Annotated in this window: 17 protein-coding genes; 8 read left to right on the top strand and 9 right to left on the bottom strand. The window is 43.9% G+C overall.

Going from position 1 to position 16,322, the window contains the following annotated elements:
- Nucleotides 1-67 precede the first annotated feature (67 nt).
- The 8 genes from CWC29_RS10455 to pspF form a co-directional block, all read right to left on the bottom strand.
- A complete protein-coding gene (locus tag CWC29_RS10455) occupies nt 68-1,195 on the bottom strand; it encodes a nuclear transport factor 2 family protein (RefSeq protein ID WP_138523178.1) in 1,128 nt (375 codons plus the stop codon).
- A 69-nt stretch (nt 1,196-1,264) separates the two neighbouring features.
- Nucleotides 1,265-2,293: a helix-turn-helix domain-containing protein gene (locus CWC29_RS10450; protein WP_138523176.1), complete on the bottom strand. Its 1,029-nt coding sequence runs from the start codon at nt 2,291-2,293 to the stop codon at nt 1,265-1,267.
- Nucleotides 2,294-2,312: 19 nt separating this feature from the next.
- Nucleotides 2,313-3,074 (bottom strand): ATP-binding cassette domain-containing protein, encoded by a 762-nt coding sequence (locus tag CWC29_RS10445; RefSeq protein ID WP_128726417.1) that lies wholly within the window; start codon nt 3,072-3,074, stop codon nt 2,313-2,315.
- Nucleotides 3,059-4,066, bottom strand: a complete 1,008-nt coding sequence (locus CWC29_RS10440; protein ID WP_128726418.1) for a peptide ABC transporter ATP-binding protein — start codon at nt 4,064-4,066, stop codon at nt 3,059-3,061. Before CWC29_RS10440 ends, CWC29_RS10445 begins: the two co-directional genes overlap by 16 nt.
- Nucleotides 4,066-4,959, bottom strand: coding sequence for an ABC transporter permease subunit (locus CWC29_RS10435; protein ID WP_128726419.1), 894 nt, complete (start codon nt 4,957-4,959; stop codon nt 4,066-4,068). Before CWC29_RS10435 ends, CWC29_RS10440 begins: the two co-directional genes overlap by 1 nt.
- Nucleotides 4,946-5,980 (bottom strand): ABC transporter permease, encoded by a 1,035-nt coding sequence (locus tag CWC29_RS10430; RefSeq protein WP_128726420.1) that lies wholly within the window; start codon nt 5,978-5,980, stop codon nt 4,946-4,948. The genes CWC29_RS10435 and CWC29_RS10430 overlap by 14 nt, the downstream gene beginning before the upstream one ends.
- Before the next feature lies 1 nt (nt 5,981).
- Nucleotides 5,982-7,589, bottom strand: a complete 1,608-nt coding sequence (locus tag CWC29_RS10425; RefSeq protein ID WP_408004172.1) for an ABC transporter substrate-binding protein — start codon at nt 7,587-7,589, stop codon at nt 5,982-5,984.
- A gap of 2 nt (nt 7,590-7,591) precedes the next feature.
- Nucleotides 7,592-8,683 carry a phage shock protein operon transcriptional activator gene (gene pspF, locus CWC29_RS10420; protein WP_138523173.1) on the bottom strand — a complete coding sequence of 364 codons (1,092 nt, stop codon included), beginning with the start codon at nt 8,681-8,683 and terminating at the stop codon, nt 7,592-7,594.
- Nucleotides 8,684-8,866: 183 nt separating this feature from the next.
- Between pspF and pspA the strand changes: the two genes are divergently transcribed.
- The 8 genes from pspA (at nt 8,867) to CWC29_RS10380 (ending at nt 15,492) form a co-directional block, all read left to right on the top strand.
- Entirely contained in the window at nt 8,867-9,526 is a 660-nt protein-coding gene (gene pspA / locus CWC29_RS10415) for a phage shock protein PspA (protein ID WP_010371188.1), read from the top strand.
- A gap of 77 nt (nt 9,527-9,603) precedes the next feature.
- The gene (gene pspB, locus CWC29_RS10410; protein WP_010371190.1) at nt 9,604-9,837 is read left to right on the top strand and encodes an envelope stress response membrane protein PspB; all 234 of its coding nucleotides are present in this window, start codon (nt 9,604-9,606) and stop codon (nt 9,835-9,837) included.
- Complete coding sequence (gene pspC / locus CWC29_RS10405) at nt 9,834-10,235, top strand: envelope stress response membrane protein PspC (protein WP_128726423.1); 402 nt, start codon at nt 9,834-9,836, stop codon at nt 10,233-10,235. Before pspB ends, pspC begins: the two co-directional genes overlap by 4 nt.
- Before the next feature lie 48 nt (nt 10,236-10,283).
- Nucleotides 10,284-11,696, top strand: a complete 1,413-nt coding sequence (locus CWC29_RS10400; RefSeq protein WP_138523172.1) for a YcjX family GTP-binding protein — start codon at nt 10,284-10,286, stop codon at nt 11,694-11,696.
- The gene (locus CWC29_RS10395) at nt 11,693-12,715 is read left to right on the top strand and encodes a TIGR01620 family protein (protein ID WP_128726425.1); all 1,023 of its coding nucleotides are present in this window, start codon (nt 11,693-11,695) and stop codon (nt 12,713-12,715) included. Before CWC29_RS10400 ends, CWC29_RS10395 begins: the two co-directional genes overlap by 4 nt.
- 190 nt (nt 12,716-12,905) lie before the next feature.
- Complete coding sequence (locus CWC29_RS10390) at nt 12,906-14,084, top strand: trans-sulfuration enzyme family protein (protein ID WP_039497091.1); 1,179 nt, start codon at nt 12,906-12,908, stop codon at nt 14,082-14,084.
- A 255-nt stretch (nt 14,085-14,339) separates the two neighbouring features.
- Nucleotides 14,340-15,137, top strand: coding sequence for a phenylalanine 4-monooxygenase (gene phhA / locus CWC29_RS10385; RefSeq protein ID WP_039497094.1), 798 nt, complete (start codon nt 14,340-14,342; stop codon nt 15,135-15,137).
- A gap of 10 nt (nt 15,138-15,147) precedes the next feature.
- The gene (locus tag CWC29_RS10380) at nt 15,148-15,492 is read left to right on the top strand and encodes a 4a-hydroxytetrahydrobiopterin dehydratase (RefSeq protein ID WP_138523170.1); all 345 of its coding nucleotides are present in this window, start codon (nt 15,148-15,150) and stop codon (nt 15,490-15,492) included.
- A gap of 220 nt (nt 15,493-15,712) precedes the next feature.
- On the opposite strand, the gene CWC29_RS10375 is transcribed toward CWC29_RS10380, so the two are convergent.
- Nucleotides 15,713-16,312, bottom strand: a complete 600-nt coding sequence (locus CWC29_RS10375) for a Yip1 family protein (protein WP_128726427.1) — start codon at nt 16,310-16,312, stop codon at nt 15,713-15,715.
- Nucleotides 16,313-16,322 lie beyond the last annotated feature (10 nt).

Here is a 16,322-nt window from a genome sequence, read left to right as displayed (position 1 = left end):
ATAAAAAAAGGCGCCAACACGGCGCCTTTTTTATACCTTGTGCTACTTAAGCGCAGGGATATTGGTATTATTGAATATGCTCAAGTACAGTGCTTGCAACCGCCAGTGAAGACTGATAGTTCTGCCCTGTCACTATACGGCTATCTACCTTAATAAAAGATGCGTCCCGCTCTCCATACACAAAATTCCCTCCGAGCTCTTCCACTTTAGGTTGAATTTGAAAAGGAAAATGCTTGAAATAGGCTCTATCTGGGTTCTCAAAAGCAGTAGGATAACCGGTGATTTGTTTTCCTTTGATGAGATACTCGCCATTTTTCAAGCGTAAATTAACGATACCAGCTGTGCCATGGCATACTGCGGCAACAACACCTTGGTTTTGTTCATATATATGCATAGCAATACGCTGTAGAGTCGGATTTTCCGCTACTTCATACATGGCATTGCTGCCGCCAACATAATAGATTGCCCTATATTGGCTTGGATCGACTTCAGCTGGACGCATCGTGTTGCTGAGCGCATACATATAGTCAGGTTGGTAAAGGTACTTTTTATGTTCGCCATTTGAAGTATTTATATAGCTCAGGTTTAACGCGCCACCTTGTGTGCTGACGAAATCAACGATTAGCCCTGCTTGAGTAAATACGGCATAGGCACTGAGCAGCTCTTCGAAGCTCGTGCCAGCTGACAGCTGACTATCGCCGTGAAAGGCCTTGCTTGATGCGACAATGAGCACTCGGCGACCCAAGTTCGTTACTTGCTCGGAAGTTAGCGTGGTTTGCTGCGCCGATTTACCGATGATTTTCCATGTGCCAGCTATTTTCTTTAGGAGTAGGTGATCGATGTACTGCACGTTTGACTTCAATATATCAATGCGGATTTTGGCCTGTGCAAGGTGCTCATTCACGCTGATATTTAGAATTTTTGCGCGCCTGCCTGTGTCTTTTTTCGGACCTTTATACCAACTCAAATACTCTTTCAACGGGACTTGCCACATCGCTTGGTCTGACTTTTCTAAAATAAGTATCGCATCGGGATGAAACGCTTTTCTTATCATTTCAGGCTGGTTATTCGCGGTGCCACCGATGTAGTGGTTTAATGTAGCGGTAATTTTAGCGGTCTCATCCTCAAAAGCGATGGCGATGCTGGTTTGGATAAGTAGTAAAAATAACAATGGTACTAGTTTTGATAGGGTCATAAGCTTCTCCTGTAATGACTCAGAAGAAACATAAACTTATTTAATTAAAGCAGTCACCTAGAGTATGTTTTAGGAGTCTGAGAGTATGTTCTCGGAGTGCTTAAAGCTATTTGGAGAGTACCCCGTGAGCTTCTTAAATGCGGCAAAAAATGTGGATGCAGAATTAAAACCACACTCCAGTGCAAGGTGTTCCAGCGGCATGTTGGTGCTCGAAAGCAAGTGTTTCGCATATTCCACTCTCAAGCCATTGAGATATTGTTTAAAGTTACAATGATAGTGGCGATTTACTATTTGCGATAATTTGTTGTGGCTCGTGCCTAATCGTTTGGCTAATCGGGGTAGCGTTAAATCCGGTTCAGTAAATAGCTTGCTTTCTGACATTAGCGACTCCAGTTTGGCTATGAGCTGATTGTACTCATCGTCGCTTATGTGCGTATTGGCATATTTCTTTTCATTAGCCGTTGGTTTTCGTAGTAATTTGGGTGCGAAAAGGATGCTTAAATAGAGCACAAAGCTGAACGTGAGTGCTCCTGTGATGTAAGAAGTGAATGACGAAAAGAAATACGCGGCCCAAATGAGCCAGCAACCGCAGATCACAACCAAAGATAGATGAAACTCAGCGTTGCCACTGGCGTTTTTAGAAGTTGTTAGGTGGTAAAAAGTATAAGAACTTGTCAATAAGTAACCCAGCCAAAAATAGGATGTGCCTTTGTAACCCCACATTTGCCAAATTTCAGGGTGAAGCTGATAGGGCATAAGTATACCAAATCCAATAATAAAACCACTTAATGCTAAAAAATGTATTGCTAGATAACGATTTTTGGTTTTACTGTAGCTTGCGAGTACAAAATTGAGCAGGCAGGGACCAAGCAAAAAGTAGGCACTCAGACCTATTTGCAGAATCGTTTTATCTAGCTCTGGGTTAAAGTAAAAAAGGACTGATTTACCAATTCGAATACAAAGTAAAATGAGGTGCACCGACACCCAGCGCAGTGCATTCGCCTCCTGAAATTTTATTAGCAGTAGGGCGCTGAGAATAAAGCCGTTAAATACTCCAACAAGTGAGAAGAAAAATAACAGATGGGCACTAAAATCCATTTCTCATTCCCTCGCTAAATTAAGCTGATAGCAGTTTCTGCATGGTTTTAGATTTTGGTGTATTGAACACACGCTCGGTTTCGCCATATTCGACGACTTTGCCACGATTTAGCACCAAAATCTCATCACTCATATGACGAACCAAACTCAAATGATGTGTGATAAGTACGTACGCAAGTCCCGTTGCTGCTTGTAGCTCTAGCAGCAGATTCACGGTTTGTGCGCGTACGGATGGGTCTAATGATGACAGCGCTTCATCTAATACCAGTACTTTAGGGTCCAAAATAAGGGCTCTCGCTAAGGCAACTCGTTGTAACTGCCCGCCACTAAACATATGAGGATAATAGTCTATGTGCTCGCCAAGTAGCCCGACTCGGCTGAGTGTGATGCGGATTTTCTTATAACGCTGCTCTTCGGTGAGTTCAGTATTGTATTGCAGGCAATCATCAAGCATATCCCCAATGGTGAGACCCGGGTTGAGCGAGCGAGTTGGGTCTTGAAAGATCAGGCGAATAGTACGGCAGTCATGATTGCGAATACCAGCGTCTTCTACAATTTGGCCATTCAGTAATATTTGTCCAGAGTCGGCCATGTCGGCGCCGGCAAGTACTTTGGCGAGCGTACTTTTACCAGAGCCGGTCTCGCCTATGATTGCGAGGGTTTGTCCGGGAGCAAGCGCAAACGACACATCTCTGAGTACCTGCAACGAGCGGCGTCTGAACAGCCCTTGGCGAGAAGTGTAGGACTTGTTTAAAGACTGTACTTTTAAGACGGGTTGCATTTTTGCTTCACCTTAATTAACGGGAAGTGGCAAGCATAACTATGACCATGCGAGCGACTTTGCCTTGGCGTGACGACACATTCTTTTTGTGCTTGAGGGCATCTAGGTCCCAAGCGACATCCTATGGGTAAGTGTTGTAAAGGGGGAATAGTCCCTTTTAAGGCATAAAATGCTTCTTTATGGCCGAGTCCTTGACCAAAATCAGGCAAACTCTTAACCAGCGCTTGGGTATAGGGGTGTAATGGCTGTTTAAAAATAGCCTGAGTAGGACCTGCTTCAACCATCTGCCCGCAGTAGAGTACATGCATTGCATGGGACCAGTCTGAGATTTCTTCCAACTCATGTGAAATCATTAATATCGACATGTTCTTAAGTTGATTTAATGCTTTGAGCAATCGAAATACTTGCGCGCGAGCGGTGCTCTCAAGTGCTGTGGTGGGCTCATCGGCTATCAGTAGTTGAGGGCTTCTGGCTATGGCCATCGCAATCATGATCTTTTGACACATTCCTTCTGAAAGCTCATGTGGGTAACTGCTGCAGATCTTTTTATCGTCTCGGATCCCAGCTTTGTGCAAGAGTGCTCGGACCTTTTCTTTTCGAGCTTTTCTACGACCAAAAAAACCACCTTTTAAGACGCTATCGGGGATAGATTCCGCGACTTGATCGAAAATAGTGGCGGTTGGGTCAAGGCTTCGACTTGGCTCTTGGTAAATCATCGCAATGTCTTGGCTGACGAGCTTTCTGCGCTTTTCTGAAGACAAGCGCATAAGGTCTACACCACGCCAGTGCATGCGATCTGCGGTTACTGTCCAGCGCTGATTGAGCACCCCCACAATGGCCTTGGCGATTAGACTTTTACCAGAGCCAGACTCACCGACAAGCGCATGTACTTCGCCTTCTTTAAGGCTAAGGTTGACCTTATCAACTGCGCGAATAACGCCGTCTTCTGTATGTAGTTCAATGGTGAGGTTCTTAATGTCTAGCAATTGCATTAATCTGCCTTACGTTGTTTCAGCGCTTCACGCAGTCCATCACCAACCAAGTTGGTAGACAGTACTGCCAAAAAGAGCAATACACCTGGGAGGCCTACAGTCCAAGGCGCGAGATAAATTAAACTTAAGTTTTCTTGGAGGATAGCACCCCATTCGGTCGATGGAGGCTGCGCACCGAGCTTTAAGAAACCAAGTGCCGCAATATCCAAAATAGCAGTCGACAGCGCCATGGTGAAGATAACCACGATATGCTCGTAAATGTTAGGCAGTATGCCACGGACGAGCAGTTTCCAGCGTGTTGCACCATCAAGCTTAAAGGCAATGATATAGTCTTTACTCAGCTCAGTGACCACTAAGTTTCTTATCGAGTGGATGTATTGTGGCAGTAACGCGAAGATAATCGCCCACACCGTATTCATCAAACCTGGCCCTAATATAGCAATGATGATAATGGCCAGCAGTAACGAAGGAATGGCGAGCGTAATATCCAATAAGTGATTAAGAAAGCTGGATTTTAAGCCTCGACTAGCGCCAGCAAGCGTACCAAGTACGACGCCGAGTGCCGTGGTAACTAAGGCCGCAATGATAGATAAACCAAACGTGTAGGTCGCCCCGTTCATTAGGCGAGATAAGATGTCTCGTCCCAAATCATCTGTACCGAGTATAAAGCGCACATCGCCATCATCATGCCAAGAAGGTGGCAGCAACAGAGCATCAGCATGCTGCTGGTTAACACCATAGGGCGCGATCAGCGGCGCTGTTAAAGCCAATACGGTCAAGGCAACAAACAGCCACAAACCCACTAGTGCAATGTGGTTTGAGCGGAATTTACGCCATAACCTAAATAAGGGTGAGCGGTTAGACTCTTCGGTAAATAAGTTAAACTTTGCCATGAGCCTGATTCCTTGCGAGCGGATCGAGTATCGAGTGAATAAAATCAGACAACATGTTGGCAATGATAACAAAGAAAGACACTGCGAGCAGTCCCCCTTGGATAGCTGGGTAATCACGTTGATAGATGCTTTCAATTAACCATCGACCGATCCCAGGCCAAGAGAATATCACCTCTGTGATCATCGCAAGTGTGATGAGGGTGCTAAACTGGAGGCCAATTTGTTTTATCACTGGCAGCAGCGCATTTCTCAGCGCGTGGTGGATGATCAGCTGGCTGCGATTAAGGCCTTTTGCTCTAGCTGTTTTAATATAGTTTTGGTCGAGGACTTCGAGCATAGAGTCGCGAGTAAAGCGGATTAAAACTGTCGTTGGGTACATAGCCAGCACAACGGTTGGCAGCGCTAAATGATGAAGTGCATCCCAAAATGCGGCACCACCATAGGGAAACCCTTCAAGATAAATATCAATCAGAATAAAATGCGTGACGGGTTGTATTTCATAAAGTAAGCCTATTCTACCGGACATGGGGAAAAGCCCAAGGCCCAGACAAAATGCCATAATAAGCAGCAGTGCTAACCAAAAAACTGGAATGGAAAACCCCATCAAGCTTAATGAGTTAATGAGCTTATCTGGCCACTTTTTATGATAAGCGCTGGCTATTACCCCACTTGGTACACCAATAATGACCGCAACCGTCAAAGCATATAAACACAACTCAAGCGTTGCCGGAAATAGGTGTTGTACATGAGAAAGAACAGGTTGGCCTGACGACAAAGATAAACCCCAATCGCCCTCAAACATACGAGCCATAAATGCGCCATATTGCACAAAGATATTTTCTTCAATACGGTATTTTTCAACTAGCGCCTGCGTTTGGGCATAGCTTGAGTTGACTTCACCACTGAAGTTGGTGACTAATTCACCTGGAAACAGGTAATTGAGGGCGAAAGTAAATATCGTTAGGGTAAACAACATAAAGCAAAGCAAGCTCAGTCGTCGATAAGCATATTTTGCAAACATGTTAGTCTCTCCTTGCCTCAGCGAGTGAAATACCACCAAATGGACGAAGTGAGACGCCTTTGATATCAGAGCTGGTTGCTTGGAACCGTAGCCCGTGAGCAATTGGAACGAGAGGCAGCTGCTCAATTACCATTTTTTGTGCCTGCTGATAATAGTATTTTCTTTCTTCCATATCGTTGGTGTCTAACGCTTGAGTGAGCAATAAGTCAAACTCCGGATTACACCAGTTGGATGGGTTTTTGCCACTAAATGTCGCAGTACAGCTCAATAATGGGCTGAAGAAATTATCTGGATCAGGGGTATCTGCTGCCCAGCCTAGTAACACGCTATCGTGCTCATGGCGGCCAACACGTTCGATAAAGGTATTCCATTCGTACTCGACGATTCTGGCATTGACGCCAATATCACGTAAATCACGTTGAATAAGCTCTGCCATTTTCCGCGCGTTAGGATTGTAAATTCTCGACACCGGCATGGCCCATAAGGTCATGGAAAAACCACCCTCAAGACCGGCTTGTTTCAAATACTCTTTGGCTTTTTCAGGGTCATATGTTGGCATTTTTTGCTGCGCTTCAAACGCCCATGAAGAAGGGGGAAGCATCGAGCGGGCTAAAATCCCATTGTTGTAAAATACCGCTTGCATGATTTTTTCAAAATCTATGCTGTGCGCTAGCGCTTTTCGGACCAGCGGATTATCAAACGGTGGCTTTTCGGTGTTGAATGCCCAGTAACCTATATTCAGATTAGCGGCCTTTTCAACTTCTATGTCTTTTCTTTGTTCAAGCACGGTGAGTTGTGTGGCACTGGGGTGCGCCGTAATATCACATTCTTTAGTTAGCATTTTCGCAATGCGGCTAGTGCCATTGGTGGTGATGTCGTAGACCAGTTGTTCCATGTATACGGGGTGTTTCCAGTAATCCTCATGGCGATAATACCGGATCAAATTATCACGTAAAAATTCACGGTACTTATACGGACCTGTGCCGACGGGCTTTTGATCAAAGTCTTGTTTGTGTTCAAGTTCTATAAGCTGATCGGCGTATTCTTTTGAAAGAATGACAGCGAAGTCGGTGGCGATATTGGATAAAAAGCTACTTTCCGCATTGAACAGATCAAAGCGAACGGTATGTTCATCCACTTTTTTCACTTGGCGGATCAGTTGGTCGAGTCCAATACTTTGAAAATAAGGATAATTTGCATCACCAACAAAGTGGTACGGATTGTAAACATCAAATAAACGGTTAAATGAGAATACCACATCATCGGCATTCATTTTTCTTGTTGGTGTGAAGTAGAGGGTATCGTGAAATTGGACATCGTCCCTCAGGGTAAAAGTGAAAGATTTACCGTCTTCGCTGACCTGCCAAGACGTTGCCAATTCTGGTAAGAATTCGCCGCTTTCAGGATCAATACTGATCAAGGTGTCATAAAGCTGATTGGCAATAATATCAATCGTAGACCCTGTTGTGGTCACTTGTGGATTAAATGACACAGGGTTCGCTTCTGCACAATATACTAAGCCTTGTGACTTATCATTCACTTTATTTGGCGCCTGATCTGTACAGCCAAATAAAGCGGTACACAGCACACCAAAAAACAATTTACGCACCACTATGCCTCTTGTTTTTGGTTTTGGTCCAGTAGGTTGTATTTTTTCAAATAACCTCTCAGTTGATGATACGTCAAACCAAGGTTTTGTGCAGTTTTCTTTTGATTAAATTGACTAAATTCAAGCGCTTTTTGTAGCATTGTGATTTCATAGTCGTTGGAAAGCGATTTTAAATCACAAGGGAAGTCAAATTCGAGGGTTGTATCTGCCCGCTGTTCATTACTCGGTTGTGCCACAGGTAAAGGCTCAACTGTATGAGTGGTTGAAGTTGTTGGCTGGGCATTTGGCGCTTTGATCCGTTGACTCGGCCTAAATGGGCTAGCAAAGGGGTCAAACACAATATCATGAACCGGAATTTGGTCGTTGCCATGACGGTATAAACTACGTTCAACTACATTCTTGAGCTCACGGATATTACCGGGCCACGGGTAATCAAGCAGTTTTTCGATGGCTCTACGGGTAAAGCCGCTAAATAACTCCCATCCTAAATCCCGAGCCATATTTATCGCAAAATGCTCGGCCAATAATAAGATGTCTTCTTTTCTTGCTCTTAATGGCGGTAAGGTGATGACGTCAAATGCGAGGCGGTCTAATAAGTCGTGTCTGAACTCTCCTGCATCGGCGAGAGTGGGGAGATCTTCATTGGTAGCGCATACCAGTCGAGTATCTACTTTTACGGTTTGCTTGCCGCCAACTCGCTCGAACTCGCCGTATTCAATTACACGCAAGAGCTTTTCTTGCACCATTGCAGAAGTATTGGCTAACTCATCTAAAAACAGTGTGCCACTGTTAGCGCGTTCAAATCGACCTTCATGGCGCTTGCTTGCACCAGTAAAGGCACCGCTCTCGTGACCAAATAACTCGCTCTCTAAGAGGTTTTCGTTTAGGGCTGCGCAGTTTAGTTTGACGTATTCCTGATCCCACCGCTCTGAGAGATAATGCAAACGTGCTGCAATTAACTCTTTACCTGTGCCACGCTCGCCAATAATAAGCACGGGCTTTTCTAAGGGAGCGAGCTGTGAAACCTTGTCTAGCACAGCTAAAAAGCTGTCAGATTGGCCTAATAAATTATCCTGTTGGCGAAACCGGCTCATATTGCCTAACTCTTAGTGGTTTTTACTAATAACTAGTGTATTTCAAAAAAAGGGATAACTAAAGGACTTTTAAAAATAAAATAACCTTATGATTTTATTGTGTTTTTAAATTTGTTAAAGTTGGCAAGCTATTTGATACATAGACAGTAAGCAATTTAGCTATTAACCAAAGAGGTAACCACTATGGGAATTTTTTCTCGTTTTGCAGACATAGTGAATTCTAATATCAATGCTATTTTGGATAAAGCCGAAGACCCAGAAAAAATGGTTCGCCTAATTATCCAAGAAATGGAAGATACACTAGTCGAAGTAAGATCGACCTCAGCAAAAACACTTGCTGAGAAAAAGGAGTTAACACGCCGTCTAGATCAGCTAAAAGCACAGGTAGATGATTGGCAAACCAAAGCAGAGCTTGCACTAAGTAAAGAGCGTGAAGATTTAGCACGTGCTGCTTTACTTGAAAAGCAAAAGTCTGCGGAGGATGTTGCAGCCCTTGAAAAAGAGCTAGAGCATGTAGACACGCACATTGAAAAGCTACAGCAAGAAGTCAGTACATTACAAGATAAACTGGCCGACGCAAAAGCGCGCCAAAAAGCGATTGTACTGCGCCAGCGTTCAGCTGAATCTCGTTTAGAGGTGAAAAAGGCACTAGACAGCAGTAAAGTAGATGATGCACTAAATCGCTTTGAGCGTTATGAGAGCAAAATCGATGGCCTAGAGTCACAAATCGAATCTTACGATTTAGGTAAGAAATCTTTAGCGGATGAGATTGCTGATCTGCAAAAGAATGAAAAGATTGACGATGAGCTTGAACAGCTGAAAAAGAAAATGGCTGAAAAGTGAAAATAATCGCACCTACTGTCAGGGTAGGTGCTAACCAACTACAATAATAACAGCCAGGTTGAAGGCAGGAGAAGATTATGTTTGACGCAGAAGTTTTGATGGCTCCGTTGATTATTTTTATGGTCATCGTGGCACCACTTTGGTTGATTTTACACTACCGTAGCAAAAAGCAGGTAAGCCAAGGGTTAAGTGAGCACGAGCATCGTCAGCTTATCGAATTAGCCAGCAAGGCAGAAAAAATGGCAGATCGTGTTGAAACGTTAGAAGCTTTACTTGATCAAGAGTCACCACAATGGAGACGCAAGTTATGAGTAGACTAAAGCGAGAGCTATATCGTGACCCAAGTCGTGGCAAGGTAGCTGGAGTATGCGCTGGTCTTAGTGATTATTTCAACATGGAGTTATGGCTTGTTCGGATTTTATTCATCACAGCTGTGCTATTATCTGGTGGTCCATTATTTATCGTGGTGTATGTGGCTTGCTGGTTTATTTTAGATAAGCGTGAAACGATGCCAAATCGTTCACCTGATGCGAAAGATGAAGATAAGGTATCAGTGAAGTTTAAGGTGTGGCAAAAAGGTGAACCGCCAAGACAGGCACTTTATGACCTAAAAGACAGATTATCACGACTTGATGGTCGCATTCAAAACATGGAACGCTACGTAACTTCACCTGAATTTACGGTTAGCAGAGAAATTGACAAGCTATAAGGCGGTATTGGCCGCCTTGGCATTTTCTTGAGGGGCACTTTTCTATTTATGACTACGTCACGCTTTCGAACCCCATCTTCCTTAGATAAATTAAAACAACAAGCCAAAAAAACGCTCCACCGCTCTTTTGATAAGCACATAAAGCTTGCTGTAACCGGTTTTAGTGGCAGCGGGAAAACCGCATTTATCACGGCGCTTATCAAGCATCTGACTACCCAAACGAGCACCGACAACTTACCGTTTTTAGACGTCGTGAGTGAAGGGCGTCTTGTTGCGTGTCGTCCTGAGCCACAGAAGGCACTGGCGGTACCCACTTTTGACTATCAGCAAGCAATAACTTGTTTGTTGGAAGAGCCGCCAACATGGCCTGCGTCAACCAAACGTATCAATACCTTAACATTGGCGTTTAGGTATCATAGTGAACGCGGACTCAAACAACACTTAGCGCAAACTCATACACTATACCTTGAACTATATGATTACCCAGGTGAATGGTTAATGGACTTGCCGCTACTTAAAATGACTTTTCCCGAGTGGTGTGAGCAGCAATTTGCATTATTGAATAAGCCTAAATATCAGCCATTTACACAAACGTTTTTACAGCTACTCGAGCAGTTTGATGGTACTGAAGCGGTGGATGAAAGTAAGCTGAAAATGCTTGCACAAAGTTACCATGCGCTTTTAGCGCAGTTGCAGCGGGACACTCGTTTATCTAACTTGCAACCTGGCCGGGCGTTGATCCCGGGTGACCTTGAGGGAGCGCCGATATTGTTGTTTTTCCCTGTGCAAGTTCACCCAAACGACATTACTGAGCATTCACAATATCAACAGCTTGTGGAGCGTTTTGAAGCCTATAAAAAGCAAGTAGTGGCGCCATTTTACAAAGATTACTTTTGCCAGTTTGACCGCCAAGTCGTGTTAGTCGACTTATTGGGTAGCTTAAGTGATGGCTATGACACATTGAAAGAGCAAGAAGTTGCGTTAAAGCAGATCCTCGCCATGTTTTCTCATGGTAAAAGTGGCTTTTTGTCTCGTTTATTTAACCCAAAAATAGATAAGGTGCTATTTGCCGCCAACAAATGTGATGGCGTCTTGAACGAGCAGCAGACCAATTTGACAAGGTTGTTAAATGAAATGTTGGTGGACAGCGCCAATGAGCTTCGCTTCAACGGGGTAACCGTGGACACGATGTCTCTCTCTTCGGTGAGAAGTGTTGAGTCGAGAGCGGTGAAAGAGGGGGCGCAACATGTGCAATGTATTTACGGCAAGCCAGTCGGCGAGCAGCAGTTTATTAATTATGTGCCACCAACTCCACCTGATCACGTTCCAAAGGTGCAGGCTTGGCCCCAAAGTGGGTTTGAGTTTCTAGCGTTTGAGCCGCTACCCGCGAGGCAAGGAAACTTATCGCATATCAGGCTTGATCATGCTTTGCAGTTCTTAATTGGAGATAAATTAAGATGACAGATCAGACAAAATCTTACCAAGGTTCGGGTAGGCGCTTAAACATCGACACTGAAAGCCAAGGTGAGTCTCAACTGGGTGGAGAAGGTAAAGTTCTCGGCAATGAGCTGATTGTGAGTGAAAGCCTTGATACTGTGCCTGAACCCGAGTTACCGAAAATTGAACGTATCTACGAATCGCCTTGGCGATTTGGATTTAAGCAGTGCTTTTTGCTTGCGCTATTAGTACTTATCATTGTTGAAGCAGCACTGACATTGATAGAAAGTTATGATCAAAATATTCTGCTGTTTAGTCTATACACCACGGTGTTGTCTCTTGGTTTACTTGCACTATTTAAGTTCTTATTTTCGGAAGTCATCGCACTTAGCAAGCTTAAACAACATCAGCAAATTAAACATGATGCCCAGCGCTTATTACAAAGTGATCAAATTGGCGAGGCGCGAGCTTGGCTTGCGCCACTATTAAAAGCGCATTCAGAACAAAAGGTTGCCGTATTTGAAGAGGCATTACAGCCTCACCACACAGACAAAGAAGTCATCACTTTATATGAAAAAACTTTGCTCCGAGGTCAAGATGCTGAAGCTAAAAAACTAATTCAGGAGCATGCGACAACATCGGCGCTCTTAGTTGCTTTAAGTCCACTTGCACTTGTGGATATGCTGGCGGTGCTTTGGCGCGGAGTCGTGCTGGTGGAAAAGATCAGCAAACATTATGGTATTCGATTAGCGTATCGCAGCCGCATCACCTTGTATAAAATGTTGTTGAAGCAAATGGTATTTGTTGGCGCAAGTGAACTGGTAAGCGACCTTGCTGCGACCAGTGTGGGGGCTGAATTACTTGGCAAGCTTTCTACCCGTTCGGCACAGGGTCTAAGTGCTGGGATATTTACAGCCCGCTTGGGCTACAAGGCGATGGAACTTTGTCGACCATTGCCACGTTTGGAGCACAAACAAAGTCTTTTGAAAAATGCGATTAGCTCAGTTGTAGATGTGCTATTAAGGCGTAGCAAAAAAGATTAAACGGCAACAATTTTATACACCTCTTTAAGTAAAACTGGCTAGTCACAATAAGTGAACTAGCCGTCTCCCCATCTGGCATGCTTGTCTATTTTTCTAAACTGCCCTACATATTGATTATTACACAAAAACGACGCTAATTAATTCACTACCATGTTTATTTGATTGGCAATAATAAAATCAGCAGGCAAGTATGAAAAAATTAAGAGATGACAGTCAGTGTATTCACGGACCCAATCATTTTGATGACCCACATGGGGCGTTAACCGCTCCTTTGTATCAAACCTCAACATTCCACTTTAAAGATGCAGCGCAAGGAGCCGCACGGTTCGCTGGTGAAGAGCCCGGTTATATCTATACTCGCTTAGGCAACCCTACGACGCGAGAGCTAGAAGAAAAAGTCGCTCGACTTGAGGGAATGGAAGATGCTGCGGCGACCGCCACTGGCATGGGGGCCGTGTCTGCATCGGTGCTGAGCTTTTTACAGCAAGGCGATCATATGATTGCATCAAGCGCATTGTATGGCTGTAGCTTCGCACTATTTGCGCATATGTTGCCTAAATTTGGTATTGAGGTGTCATTTATTGACTTAACCGATGAGCAAGCGCTACGTGATGCGGTACAGGAAAATACAAAACTATTGTTTGCCGAAACGCCGATCAATCCCAACATGACGGTATTAGACCTGAAAATGTTAGGGGAGATCGCGAAACAGCATGAGCTCTTGTTTGTCGTTGACAATACCTTTATGACACCGCTTTTACAAAAGCCTGTGAATTATGGCGCTGATCTTATTGTGCACAGCGCAACCAAGTATCTAAATGGTCATGGGGATGTGGTAGCTGGACTCGTGTGCGGTTCAAAAGAGCACATAGAGCTTATCAAATTAACCGTGTTAAAAGATATTGGCGCTACAATCAGTCCTCATGATGCCTGGTTAATCAATCGAGGGTTGAAAACTTTAGCTTTGCGTGTACAACGTCACTGTCAAAGCGCACAAACGGTAGCAGAGTTCCTAGAAGCGCACCCTAAAGTGAATAAAGTCTACTACCCAGGTTTACCTTCGCATCCTGGTTACCAATTTCTTGGTGAACAGATGAAAGGAGCAGGTGGGGTAATTGCTTTTGAAATCAACGGCTCGCTAGAGCAGGGGGAACAATTTATCAATGCGACAGAGCTGTGTACGTTAGCGGTAAGCTTAGGTGACCCAGAAACGCTCATTCAACATCCGGCATCAATGACACACTCTCCTTATACACAAGAGGAAAGGTTAGCTGCGGGAATTTCTGATGGACTAATTCGGATTTCAGTGGGGCTTGAAGACGTAGAAGATATTATTGACGATCTGAAGCAGGCGTTTAATAAAATATAACTGTAATTTAATTTTTACAAAGGGGCTGGGTTTAGCCCCTTTTTACTATGTGTGTAATATTAATTTTACGCGAGTGTATTTTATTGTTTACGAAAGTGCTTGTTGTGCGAAATGTGATAAACGTGCTCACTATTAAACTTTCCTTCACTTTTACTTAGTATCAAAGTCACAAGTTGAAGCGCTCCGAATCATCAACAGGACAGCAATTGAAATTGCAAGATCATCAACTCGGGGTGAAGTAAGTGAGAATGTAAAATGGCTAAAGCAAGTAAATATGTATCTAAGCAGCCAGATGAAAATGGTGTTATTGCTTGGACAGATGAAGAGAATCAAATTTGGTCAGAGTTAGTTGCACGTCAGCTAGCGTGTATCGAAGGCAAAGCTTGTGATGAATATTTGGCAGGCCTTGAGAAAATTAACTTACCAAAAGACCGCATTCCACAACTAAGTGAGTTAAACGAAGCACTAGCGAAAGAAACGGGTTGGCAGGTAGCGCCAGTGCCGGCACTGATTGATTTTGATGAGTTCTTTCGATTGCTTGCCAACAAGCAGTTTCCTGTAGCGACCTTTATTCGCTCAAGAGAAGAGTTTGATTACCTGCAAGAACCAGATATCTTCCATGAGATTTTTGGCCATTGTGCAATGCTAACGAATCCAGCATTCGCCGAGTTTACACACAAGTATGGTCAGCTAGGTTACGCCGCGGAGAAGAAAGACCGTGTATACCTTGCACGCTTATACTGGTTTACCGTCGAATTCGGTTTGATGCAAACAGAGCAAGGTCTGCGTATTTATGGTGGCGGTGTGCTGTCAAGTCCAGGTGAGACTCAATATGTCTACTCTGACAAACCAGAAATTAATCCGCTTAACGTGTTAGATGTGTTACGTACACCTTATCGCATCGACATTATGCAACCTGTTTACTATACAATTAACTCAATCAACGACTTATTTGAGATCTCTAAAATGGATATCATGTCGCTGGTTGAACAAGCAAAAGAGCTAGGGTTATTTGAACCTAAGTTTCCGCCAAAAGAAAAACTAGCAAGTTAAGGAATTATCAATGTCTGATTTAAGTGCACAAAAATGTGAAGCGTGTCGTGCGGATGCGCCTAAAGTATCAGATGAAGAACTAGCGGTTCTAATCAAACAGATCCCTGATTGGGTACCTGAAGTACGCGATGGTATTATGCAACTTGAGCGTGTTTACAAGTTTAAAAACTTTAAACAAGCAATTGCGTTCACAAACAAGGTGGGCGATATGGCTGAAGCAGAAGGCCATCATCCAGGCTTGCTTACCGAGTGGGGTAAAGTGACCGTGACTTGGTGGAGCCATTCAATTAAAGGTCTGCACAAGAACGATTTTATTTGTGCCGCTAAAACGGACGAAGTATTCGAGGCGCTATAATCGTAGCCAGTTGGTAGAAAAGGCGCAGCTCCGCTTAGGTACTGCGCTTTTTTGTTCAGCTGGAGCTGATATAGCGAATGCTTTTGTAAAAAACGGTGCTATCTGAGCACCGTTTTTGCGTGAGATGGAAAATTAAAATTATTTAATTCACTAAAATACCTAAGCTCAAGCGCGTAATATCACTTTGACCGAAAGTTGGCTATTAAGTGAAAGTTGGCTATTAAGTGAAAGTTGGGCTAATGATGCCATTTGTCCACAAAATCGCGGTAGCGGCAAGGATGATAACCAGCAACACAAGACCACAAGTAACCACTGAGCTTGCATAAATAAAGCCACGCTCTTCTGGAATATGCATCAAAATGGGCACACCGGTGTACAGCAGGTAAACCGAATAAGCAAGTGCTACCATGCCAACTGAAACCACAAACCAAAGTTCAGGATAAAACGCAGCAAAAGCTGACATAAACATCGGAGTTGCGGTGTAGGCAGAAAGCTCAAGTGTTTGAGTGTAAGTTGGTGTAGAACCAAAGGTAATGGCCATCCAATGCGCTAGATATGCCAAAATAAATACACCAGCGATGAGCGCACAATACATAGCAACGCCAATCAAGAGTGCCGACTCATGAGTTAAATAGACAGCTTCTCCGGTGCCTACACTCCAGCCTAAGTAAACGGAAGAATAGTAGCCCATAATACTGGGAATAAGCGCAATTAGTGCGATATGTGACAAACTGTAAAACATGCTTTCGTGACGGTTATCAATTGTTTGCCACTCTTCGTGCGGGTGAGCATATAAGCCCCATAGATGATTAAAGATCATAGTTAGCCCC

This window comes from Pseudoalteromonas galatheae, assembly GCF_005886105.2.
Classification (GTDB): Bacteria; Pseudomonadota; Gammaproteobacteria; order Enterobacterales; family Alteromonadaceae; genus Pseudoalteromonas; species Pseudoalteromonas galatheae.
The sequence above is the reverse complement of the archived record's forward strand: the minus strand, read 5'-3'. Positions and strand labels throughout refer to the sequence as shown.